This window comes from Nocardioides panacisoli (assembly GCF_039537325.1).
GTDB lineage: Bacteria > Actinomycetota > Actinomycetes > Propionibacteriales > Nocardioidaceae > Nocardioides > Nocardioides panacisoli.
Map to the genome: position 1 here is coordinate 127,755 of NZ_BAABAH010000013.1, position 8,914 is coordinate 136,668.

The 8,914-nt window shown below is 72.0% G+C and carries 9 protein-coding genes; 7 read left to right on the forward strand and 2 right to left on the reverse strand.

The genetic code is table 11. The features are described from left to right. The first annotated feature begins 57 nt into the window (after positions 1-57). The 4 genes from ABD709_RS16615 (at position 58) to ABD709_RS16630 (ending at position 3,456) form a co-directional block, all read left to right on the forward strand. On the forward strand, positions 58-1,068 hold the full coding sequence (locus tag ABD709_RS16615; RefSeq protein ID WP_344777438.1) for a GGDEF domain-containing protein: 1,011 nt from the start codon (positions 58-60) through the stop codon (positions 1,066-1,068). A 192-nt stretch (positions 1,069-1,260) separates the two neighbouring features. Then, positions 1,261-1,938, forward strand: a complete 678-nt coding sequence (locus tag ABD709_RS16620; RefSeq protein WP_344777440.1) for a 50S ribosomal protein L25/general stress protein Ctc — start codon at positions 1,261-1,263, stop codon at positions 1,936-1,938. Between the two features lie 98 nt (positions 1,939-2,036). Further along, complete coding sequence (gene pth, locus ABD709_RS16625) at positions 2,037-2,627, forward strand: aminoacyl-tRNA hydrolase (RefSeq protein WP_344777441.1); 591 nt, start codon at positions 2,037-2,039, stop codon at positions 2,625-2,627. A 49-nt stretch (positions 2,628-2,676) separates the two neighbouring features. Next, positions 2,677-3,456: a 3'(2'),5'-bisphosphate nucleotidase CysQ gene (locus ABD709_RS16630; RefSeq protein ID WP_344777443.1), complete on the forward strand. Its 780-nt coding sequence runs from the start codon at positions 2,677-2,679 to the stop codon at positions 3,454-3,456. A gap of 9 nt (positions 3,457-3,465) precedes the next feature. Here ABD709_RS16630 and ABD709_RS16635 read toward each other — a convergent pair whose 3' ends face one another. Further along, positions 3,466-4,737 carry a serine/threonine-protein kinase gene (locus tag ABD709_RS16635; protein ID WP_344777445.1) on the reverse strand — a complete coding sequence of 424 codons (1,272 nt, stop codon included), beginning with the start codon at positions 4,735-4,737 and terminating at the stop codon, positions 3,466-3,468. Positions 4,738-4,886: 149 nt separating this feature from the next. Here ABD709_RS16635 and ABD709_RS16640 point away from each other — a divergent pair, with 149 nt between their 5' ends. Both ABD709_RS16640 and ABD709_RS16645 read left to right on the forward strand, forming a co-directional pair. Further along, a complete protein-coding gene (locus ABD709_RS16640) occupies positions 4,887-6,647 on the forward strand; it encodes a DUF2207 domain-containing protein (protein ID WP_344777447.1) in 1,761 nt (586 codons plus the stop codon). A gap of 64 nt (positions 6,648-6,711) precedes the next feature. Continuing rightward, positions 6,712-7,272 (forward strand): LemA family protein, encoded by a 561-nt coding sequence (locus tag ABD709_RS16645; RefSeq protein WP_344777449.1) that lies wholly within the window; start codon positions 6,712-6,714, stop codon positions 7,270-7,272. On the opposite strand, the gene ABD709_RS16650 is transcribed toward ABD709_RS16645, so the two are convergent. Continuing rightward, positions 7,273-7,881: an alpha-ketoglutarate-dependent dioxygenase AlkB gene (locus tag ABD709_RS16650; protein WP_344777451.1), complete on the reverse strand. Its 609-nt coding sequence runs from the start codon at positions 7,879-7,881 to the stop codon at positions 7,273-7,275. A gap of 171 nt (positions 7,882-8,052) precedes the next feature. Here ABD709_RS16650 and ABD709_RS16655 point away from each other — a divergent pair, with 171 nt between their 5' ends. Next, positions 8,053-8,733: a GntR family transcriptional regulator gene (locus ABD709_RS16655; protein WP_344777457.1), complete on the forward strand. Its 681-nt coding sequence runs from the start codon at positions 8,053-8,055 to the stop codon at positions 8,731-8,733. Positions 8,734-8,914: the final 181 nt, after the last annotated feature.

An 8,914-nucleotide genomic window follows, 5' to 3' on the forward strand; every position in this document is an offset into this window, starting at 1 on the left:
CCGCGGTCGAGAGCTGGATATCGGCCGACGCCGGCCGATCCGACTGACGTGAACTGGATGGAGCCGCGGGACCACCGTGCCGCCGGACGCAACGTCCTGCTGCTGTGCTGCGTCGCCGCGGCCGCGACGGTCGTGCTCTCCCCGTGGCTGCCGGCGGACAACCGGCTGGGGCCGGACGCGGTCGTCGCGGGTACCGGGATCCTGGGACTCGTCGTGCTCCTCTCCGTCCTGGCCCGCGTCTCGAGCCGGGTCAACGTGCTCGCGTGGGCGTTGTGCCCCCTGCTCGCCGTCGTCGCCCTGGTGGTGCTCGACCTGCTCACCCACGACGCCACGGTCGACGCGCAGATCTTCTTCGTCTTCCCCGTGCTCTACGGCGCCTCGCAGCTGCGGCCTCCGGGCTCGGCGGTGATGACCGGGTCCGCCCTGCTCGGCGAGCTCGTCGTCGCCGCCCAGCTGCCGTTCACGCAGACCGTCGCGGAGACCGGCTACGTCGCCGCCGTCCTGGTGACCGTCTCGGTGATGCTGACCATCAGCACCAGGAGGAACGCCCGGCTCATCGAGCACCTCGAGCGCATGGCGGCGGTCGACCCCCTGACCGGCCTGGTGACCCGGCGCGTCTTCGACGAGGCCGCCGCATCGGCCATCACGGGCTCGGCCAACGAGGAGGGCACCTCCCTGGTCCTGCTCGACGTCGACAACTTCAAGGCGATCAACGACCGCTACGGCCACCCGGGTGGCGACGAGGTCCTGGTCCAGCTGGCCAGGCTGCTGCTCGCGGACATGCGCCGCGGCGACGTGGTCTGTCGCCTCGGCGGCGACGAGATCGCCGTGCTGATGCCCGGGTGCTCGCGCGAGGACGCCCGGCTCCGGGCCGAGCAGAAGCTGGCCGAGGTGCGCTCGCACGTGTTCCGCCTCGCCGGCGCCGAGGCCGTGCACGTCTCGGTGAGCATCGGGCTGGCGCACGCCCCGACCGATGCCGAGGACGTCCGCACCCTGTACACCCGGGCCGACGCCGCCCTCTACCGCGCCAAGGCGGGGGGTCGCGGGCGCGTCGCCCTCGCTGCCTGACCCGCCATTTTGTACGGCGACTCAGGGCGCGGCTAGGATTCTGCGGTTGCCTCGGCGAGGGAGCACCCGCTTCTGTGACTCCGTGATCGACTGGGCCGGTTCGTCCTCTACGACGCCGCGCGCCCGCCGGTCATCGGGCCAGAGAAGCGGAGCCTCGCCGGGAACCCCACCCGATCGACGAGGAGCTGCACCATGACCGACAAGATCAAGGCCGAGACCCGTACCGAGTTCGGCAAGGGCGCCGCCCGCCGGATCCGCCGCGAGGACAAGGTGCCCGCGGTCGTCTACGGCCACGGCAACGACACGATCCACCTGACCCTCCCCGGCCACGACACGATGATGGCGATCAAGCACGGCGGCGCCAACGCGCTGCTCGAGCTCGACATCGAGGGCAAGTCGCAGCTCGCGCTGACCAAGCAGGTCCAGGTCGACCCGGTCCGCCGGACCCTCGAGCACGTCGACTTCGTCGCCGTACGCCGCGGCGAGAAGGTCACCGTCGACGTGCCGGTCCACGTCGTGGGCGACGCCGCCTCGGAGACCCTGGTCGTCACCGAGAACTCGACCGTCCAGGTCGAGGCCGAGGCCACCCACATCCCCGAGTTCTTCGAGGTCGACGTGACCGGCGCCGAGGCCGGCACCCAGTTCCACGCCGACTCGCTCGACCTTCCGAGCGGGACCACCCTGCTCACCGAGGGCGAGACCCTCATCGTCAACGTCACCGCCGCGCAGACCGCCGAGGCGCTCGAGGCGGAGCTCGAGGAGGCCGAGGCCGAGGCCGGCATCGAGAAGGACGAGCACACCCCGACCGACGACGAGGTCGCGGCCGACGGTGGCGACGGCGAGGCTGCCGAGGGCGGCGACTCCGAGTGACCCCGATCAGGCGCCTCAGGTGGTTTCTGGGGCGCCTGGTCTCACCGGTGCGTACCGATGCGGCACGCACCCCGGTTCCTGCGACCGAGGAGGACGCGGTGGGCGGCGAGGTCTGGCTGGTCGTCGGACTGGGCAACCCCGGTCCGTCGTACGCCGGTCACCGGCACAACGTCGGCTACCTGGTCGTCGACGAGCTCGCCCGCCGGATGGGGAGCCCGTTCCGAGCCCACAAGTCCGGCCGTGCCGAGGTCGTCGAGGGCCGCTTCGGCGCGCCCGGCAGCGACGGCCCGCGGGTCGTGCTCGTCAAGCCGCGCTGCTACATGAACGAGGTCGGCGGCCCGGTCAAGGCGCTCGCCACCTTCTACAAGGTGCCGCCGGCGCGGATCGTGGCGATCCACGACGAGCTCGACATCGCCTTCGGCACCTTGCGCGCCAAGCTGGGCGGTGGCGACAACGGCCACAACGGCCTCAAGTCGATGCGCTCCTCGCTCGGCACCGGCGACTTCTACCGGGTCCGGGCCGGCATCGGCCGGCCGCACGGTCGGCAGGAGGTCGCGGACTTCGTGCTGTCGAACTACTCCAGCGCGGAGCGCAAGGAGCTGCCCTTCCAGGTCGACACCGCTGCCGACGCCGTCGAGTCGCTCGTCCTCGACGGCCTCGAGAAGACCCAGCAACGTTTCAACTCCTAGGGCCGACCGCGGCGGTCGCCGCGTGCCCACCGCTCGCTAGGGTGGGCCGGTGACTTTCGAGCCCGGAACCCCTTCCCCTGAGACCGTTGCGGACGACCACCTGCTCGCCGCCTGGCTGGCCGAGGTGGCCGGCCGGCGCCTGCTCGAGGTGCGGGGCGAGGGGCTGGAGGGCAAGGAGCTCAAGGACGCGGGGGACCGGGCCGCGCACGAGCTGCTGATGTCGCTGCTCGCCGAGTACCGGCCGGACGACGCGGTGCTCTCCGAGGAGGGCAAGGACGACAAGGCGCGGCTCACGGCGCAGAAGGTCTGGATCGTCGACCCGCTCGACGGCACCCGGGAGTTCTCCGAGGTGCCGCGCGACGACTGGGCCGTGCACGTGGCGCTGTGGGAGAAGGGCAACCTGACCGCCGGTGCCGTGGCGCAGCCGGCGTTGGGGGAGACCTTCAACACCGGCAACCCCCCGGTCGTCCCGCCGCGTACGTCGCAGCGGCCGCGGATCGCGGTGTCCAGGAGCCGCCCGCCCGCGTTCGTGGAGGCACTCGCGGAGTCGATGGACGCCGAGCTGGTCCCGATGGGGTCGGCCGGCGTGAAGATGATGTCGGTGGTGCGTGACGTCGCGGACGCCTACGTGCACGCCGGCGGGCAGTACGAGTGGGACTCCGCGGCACCCGTCGCGGTCGCGCGTTCCGCCGGCCTGTTCACGAGCCGGGTGGACGGCAGCGAGCTCGTCTACAACCAGGACGACGTCTACCTGCCCGACGTGATCGTGTGCCGCCGCGAGCTGTCCGAGCCGATCCTGGAGTTCATCGCCGAGCACGGAACCGACTGAGCCGGGACGCTACCGCCGGCCTTTCCGGTGGCCGTGCCCGTGGTGCCGTTGATGGTGGTGCCGGTGGTGCCGAGCGTGGTGGCGGTGGTGGTGTCGGTGGCGTCGGTGGGGGTGGTGCCGAGCTCCCGGGTGCTGCTTCGGCTCGGAGACGGCCGGCTCGGTCTGCGCGACCGGTCGCGACTGGGTCGCCCCGCGGGTGTGCGCCGCCGTGTCCTTCTCGACCGTTGGGGCCGCGGCTGCTGCCGCCGTCGGCGGGGGCTCTGAGCCGCTCGTGAACCAGGCCAGCCCGAGCACGAGGGCGACCGCGACCGCTGCCGCGACGCCGAGGAGAGTGCGGCTGCGCCCGGTCCGATTGCTGGGGACGACGGTCGGCGCGGTGTCGAGGTCCGGGAACGGGCCGGGCAGCGCGAGGGCGGCGGTCGATGCACCCGGCTCGACCGACGCCGACGCCGGCTCGGTGGCCGCCAGCGCCGACAGCCGGGCGGCCGCGGTCGCCGCGCTCGGCCGGTCCGCGGGGTCGATCGCGGTCATGGCGTCGAGGAGCCGGGTCCAGCCGCTCCCGAGCGAGACCGGGATGACGGGTCGTGCCTGGAGGCGGGCGAGGGCGGCCTCGGTCGGCGGGCCCGGGTAGGCCCGGCGGCCGGTCAGCGCCTCGAGCAGGACGAGGCCGAGGGCGTAGACGTCGCTCGCGCCGGTGACGGTGAGGCTCCGCACCTGCTCGGGTGCGAGGTAGGCGGCGGTACCGACGGTGTGACCGGGGTTGGTGAGCGCCGTCCTGTCGTCGGCGACCCTGGCGACGCCGAAGTCGGCGAGCTTCGGCCGGCCGTCGGCGGAGAGCAGGACGTTGGCGGGCTTCACGTCCCGGTGGACGATCCCCCTGGCGTGCACGTGCGCCAGCGCGGTGGCCAGCCCGGCGCCGATCGACGCCACCTCGCGAGTGGGCAGCGGGCCGGCGGCGATCCGTTGGGCCAGGTTCGGGCCGTCGACGAGCTCCAGCGCGAACCAGGGCCGGCACAGGTCCTTCGACGCGCGCTCGACGCCGGCGTCGAGCACCATCACCAGGTGCGGGCTGTTCAGCCGCGCCAGCATCCGGGTCTCCGCGGCGAACCTCCGCTGGTCCAGGTCGCTGGTGAGGGTGGGCCGCAGGAGCTTGATCGCGACGTCGCGATCCAGGAGCACGTCGCGGGCGCGGTGGACGTCGGCCATCCCGCCGCTGCCGAGGACGTCGCCGAGCCGGTACCTGTCGCCCAGGAGCGTCGATCCGTCTGCGCCCATGGGCATGTCGGCGCTCCTTCGGATCGGGCGACCGGTTCGGGGCGGATCGCTCCGACGTCAGGTACCCGGTCGTCCCCGGCCCATCCGCAGCGGCGCGGCGCAGGAGTATCCGCAATTCCCGCCGCCGGCTGCGCCGAGCCCCTAGCGTGACGGCCATGTTGCGAGCGATCAGGGCGCTGATCGTCTTCGGTGTCCTGGCCGCGATCCTGTCCTGGCCGGCCATCTTCTTCTCCGTCCACGGCGACACGGGCGACCCGACGGAGGAGGAGACGTCCTTCACGACGTACAAGGCCGACTTCACCGTCCACGACGACGGCGGGATGGACGTCGTCGAAACGCTGCAGACGGACTTCCCGAGCAGCGACAAGCACGGCATCTTCCAGTTCTTCGACCGTCTCGACTCCTCCGACCCGCACGCGCGGCACCCGATCGAGGACTTCACGGTCACCCGCGACGGCAGGTCGGAGCCGTACACGCACAGCCTCAAGAGCGGCCGGTTCGACGTCTACCGGATCGGCGACGCGGACACGACGCTCTCCTCCGGAGAGCACACCTACAAGATCACCTACCACGTCGACGGCGTGCTGACGCCGGGCGGCGACGAGGTCGGGACGCCGTACCAGTTCTACTGGCAGCTGGTCCCCGGCGGCTGGCTGCAGCAGATCGAGCGGTCGCGCCTCACCGTGCACCTGCCGGCCGATGCCGAGGACGTGCAGTGCGTCATCGGCTGGGGCGACGGCACGCCGTGCAAGGAGAATGGCGACGGCACCAAGGACATCACCGTCACGACCGGCCACCTCAGCGCGCAGACCCCCGTCACGCTGATCGCCGGCGAGGACGTGTCGTCGCCGACCGAGCCGACGACGCTGCCGTGGAGCGGTCGCTGGGACCGGGTGCTCGGGCGCAGCGTCCCGGTGGCGGGCGCGATCGCTGCCGGCACCGTGGCGGCCGCGGCGCTCGGCCTCCTGCTCGCGTTCCTGACCTACGAGCGGGCGCCGCGGTTCCCGCTCCAGTACGCCCCGCCGGACGGCATCGGGCCCGCCCAGGCGTCCTACATCCTCACCGAGGCGCACGACCGGAAGCAGTACGTCGCCACGCTGCTGCATGCCGCGGAGCACGGCGCGATCAGCCTGACCCCCGGCCAGGACAGCTGGACGATCACCGACAAGGCCGGCCCGCAGGGCTGGGCCGGTCTCGACCCGCTCACGACCAGTGTCGCCGGCCTGCTGGGCGGCCCGGGCACGAGCTTCTCGGCGGGCAAGAAGGACGTGTCGGCGGGGCTGAAGCTGAAGACCGCGATCAGCACGTTCGACAGTGCCGTGGCGCAGTGGGCGAAGAGCGCCGGCCTGCTGGCCCGCGCGGGGATCGGCGGGTTCGGCGGCACGCTCGTCATCGGGGCGCTGCTCGTGACCGGCGCGATCGTCATCTGGCACCCGTTCGACGTCACCGGCCTCGGCCTGCCGGCGGCCGCCTTCTTCGCTACCGGCATGCCGATGCTGGCGACCGGCGCCGCGACGAAGCGCACCGCGGCGGGGCGGGACCTGTGGTCCCGGATCGGCGGCTTCAAGCGGGTCCTGTCGACCACCTCGGCGGAGGATCGCTTCGACTTCTCCGGCCGCAAGGAGCTCTACACGGCGTACATCCCGTGGGCCGTCGCGTTCGGCTGCGCGAAGGAGTGGGCGTCGAAGTACCGGCTCGAGACCGGCGAGGACCCGCCGATGCCCGGCTACTTCTACGGGTACGGCTACGGCTACGCGAGCCTCGACTCCGGCATCGACTCCATCGTCGACAGCTTCGACAGCACCCTCGACAGCGCCATCTCTGCCTACGACGCCACCCAGTCGTCCTCGTCGTCGGGTGGCGGCGGGTTCAGCGGCGGCGGCGGTGGCGGTGGCGGTGGTGGCGGCTCGTGGTAGCGCGGTCGCGGCAACCGTCGTCCCTCACTAGATTCGGCAGTCCCCAACCCGAGAGGTCCCGCCCATGCTCTACGTGATCATTGCGGTCGTCGTGCTCGTGCTCCTCGTCGGCTTCTTCGTCGTGGGCTTCAACAAGCTCCGCAAGAGCGACGTCGGGGCGCAGGAGGCGCTGGGCGGGATCGACGTCCAGCTCACCCGGCGCGCCGAGCTGATCCCCAACCTGGTGCAGACCGTGAAGGGGTACGCCGCGCACGAGAAGGACGTGCTGGAGGAGGTCACCAAGGCGCGTACCGGCGTGCAGGCCGCCGCGGCAGGGGACAGCGTGCCGGCCAAGGCCGCCGCCGACGCCGCGCTCCAGCAGGCGCTGGTGAAGGTCAACGCGGTCGCCGAGTCCTACCCCGACCTCAAGGCCAACCAGAACTTCCTGGACCTGCAGAAGCAGCTCGGCCAGACCGAGGACCAGATCGCGTTCGCCCGTCAGTACTACAACGACGCGGTGCGCGAGCTGAACCAGTCGGTCCGCACCATCCCTTGGATGATGTTCGCCGGCGTCGCCGGCGTGAAGGAGCGGGAGTTCTACGACGCCCCCGCCGCGAACGAGGCGGCCCCCGGGGTGGAGTTCTAGTCAGAACACGTTGAACGGTCTGAACTGGACCGAGAGCCGGGGGCCGGCCGAGGCGACCTTGGGGACGGCGTGCTCCCAGGTGCGCTGGCAGCTGCCGCCCATGACGACGAGGTCGCCGTTGCCCATCGCGACCTTGACCGAGTCGCCGCCGCCGCGGGGGCGCAGGTGCAGCTGGCGGACGTCGCCGAGGGAGACGATCGCGACCATGGTGTCCTGGGTCGAGCCCCGACCGATGGTGTCCCCGTGCCAGGCCACGCTGTCGCGGCCGTCGCGGTAGTAGCAGCACCCGGCCGTGCGGAACGGCTCGCCCAGCTCGGCGAGGTAGTGCCGGCTCAGCTCGTCGCGTGCGGTCTCGAGCCCGGGGTGGGGGAGCGGCTCGTCGATCATGTAGGTGTAGACGAGCCGCGGGACGTCGACCATCCGGTCGTACATCCGGCGCCGCTCGGCCCGCCAGGGCACGTCGCGCACGAGGGTGTCGAAGACGTCGTCGGCGCCGGGCAGCCAGCCGCGGGCGATGTCGACCCAGGCGCCCTCGGTGAGCTCGCGGCGCTCGATGGCGTCGAGGTCGACGGTGTCGGTGGCTCCGAAGAGAGTGGTCTGCACGTCCACGTCACGAGGCTAGCACGAGTTCGAACACATGTTCGGGAGCGACGTTCCGGGGGCGGTCCGAGCGGTTAAAGATTCGTCGTTCCCCGGACGTGTCCGGAGGGTCGCCTTTAACCTGCGTTCGTGGACACGGGACAGCAAGGGGTCGCTGCCCGGCGCGCGCCGAAACACGTCATGATCCGCGAGTACGTGAGAGGCCTCGTGCTCGGCTCCGCCCCCGGCGCACCAGCGCCGTCGGAACGAGACCTCGTCGACAGGTTCGGTGTGGCGCGCATGACCGTGCGCCAGGCCCTCGACGCGCTCGTGTCGGAGGGCGTCCTCGAGAGGTTCCCCGGTCGCGGCACCTTCGTCGCCCGTCCGCGCCGCATCCCCACCGGGATCAGCAGCTTCACCGAGGACATGGCCCGCCGCGGCGTCGTCGCCGAGTCCCGCACGATCGTCGCCGACCGCGTCGGCGCGGCCAAGGGAGTGGCGCGCGCGCTCGGCATCGCCGTACGTCAGCCCGTCGTGCACTGGCGGCGGCTGCGCCTCGCCGACGGCCGTCCGGTCTGCCTGTCCGACGCGTTCCTCAGCGACGGCCTGGTGCCGGGCTTCCTCGACGGCGAGCTGCCGTCGAGCCTGTACGACGACCTGGCCGCGCGGGGCCGCCGGCCGAACTGGGCCGAGGACTCGGTGACCGCCGGCATCGCGACGGCCGACGAGTCCGCGCTGCTCGAGATCCCGCCGGGGTCGGTGGTGATCCGGCACAGCCGCCGCGCGCTGTGGGGCGAGCACCCGATCGAGGTGACGCGCAGCGTCTACCCGGCCGACCAGCACACGATGTGGCTGCAGTTCTGCGACGAGCGCGCGTCCTGACGCCGCTCGCGAAGCACGTCTAGGTGTACTCGGCCAGGAGGTTGGTGACACTCTGGGCCGGTTGTTGACGTAGCGAAGACCTCCGGGTGCGGTGGGCGCTGTCTAGGTCACCTACCGTCCGGAGGTCTTCGTGACTCACCGTAATGCCCGGCTGAACTTCCGCGGCCGGCAACTCCTCGTC

What these genes read in the sequence shown, in the direction of transcription:
- ABD709_RS16655 (WP_344777457.1), top strand. Translation starts at nt 8,053, where the DNA reads ATGATCCGCGAGTACGTGAGAGGCCTCGTGCTCGGCTCCGCCCCCGGC.
- ABD709_RS16635 (WP_344777445.1), bottom strand. Translation starts at nt 4,737, where the DNA reads ATGCCCATGGGCGCAGACGGATCGACGCTCCTGGGCGACAGGTACCGG.
- ABD709_RS16645 (WP_344777449.1), top strand. Translation starts at nt 6,712, where the DNA reads ATGCTCTACGTGATCATTGCGGTCGTCGTGCTCGTGCTCCTCGTCGGC.
- ABD709_RS16640 (WP_344777447.1), top strand. Translation starts at nt 4,887, where the DNA reads ATGTTGCGAGCGATCAGGGCGCTGATCGTCTTCGGTGTCCTGGCCGCG.
- ABD709_RS16615 (WP_344777438.1), top strand. Translation starts at nt 58, where the DNA reads ATGGAGCCGCGGGACCACCGTGCCGCCGGACGCAACGTCCTGCTGCTG.
- ABD709_RS16620 (WP_344777440.1), top strand. Translation starts at nt 1,261, where the DNA reads ATGACCGACAAGATCAAGGCCGAGACCCGTACCGAGTTCGGCAAGGGC.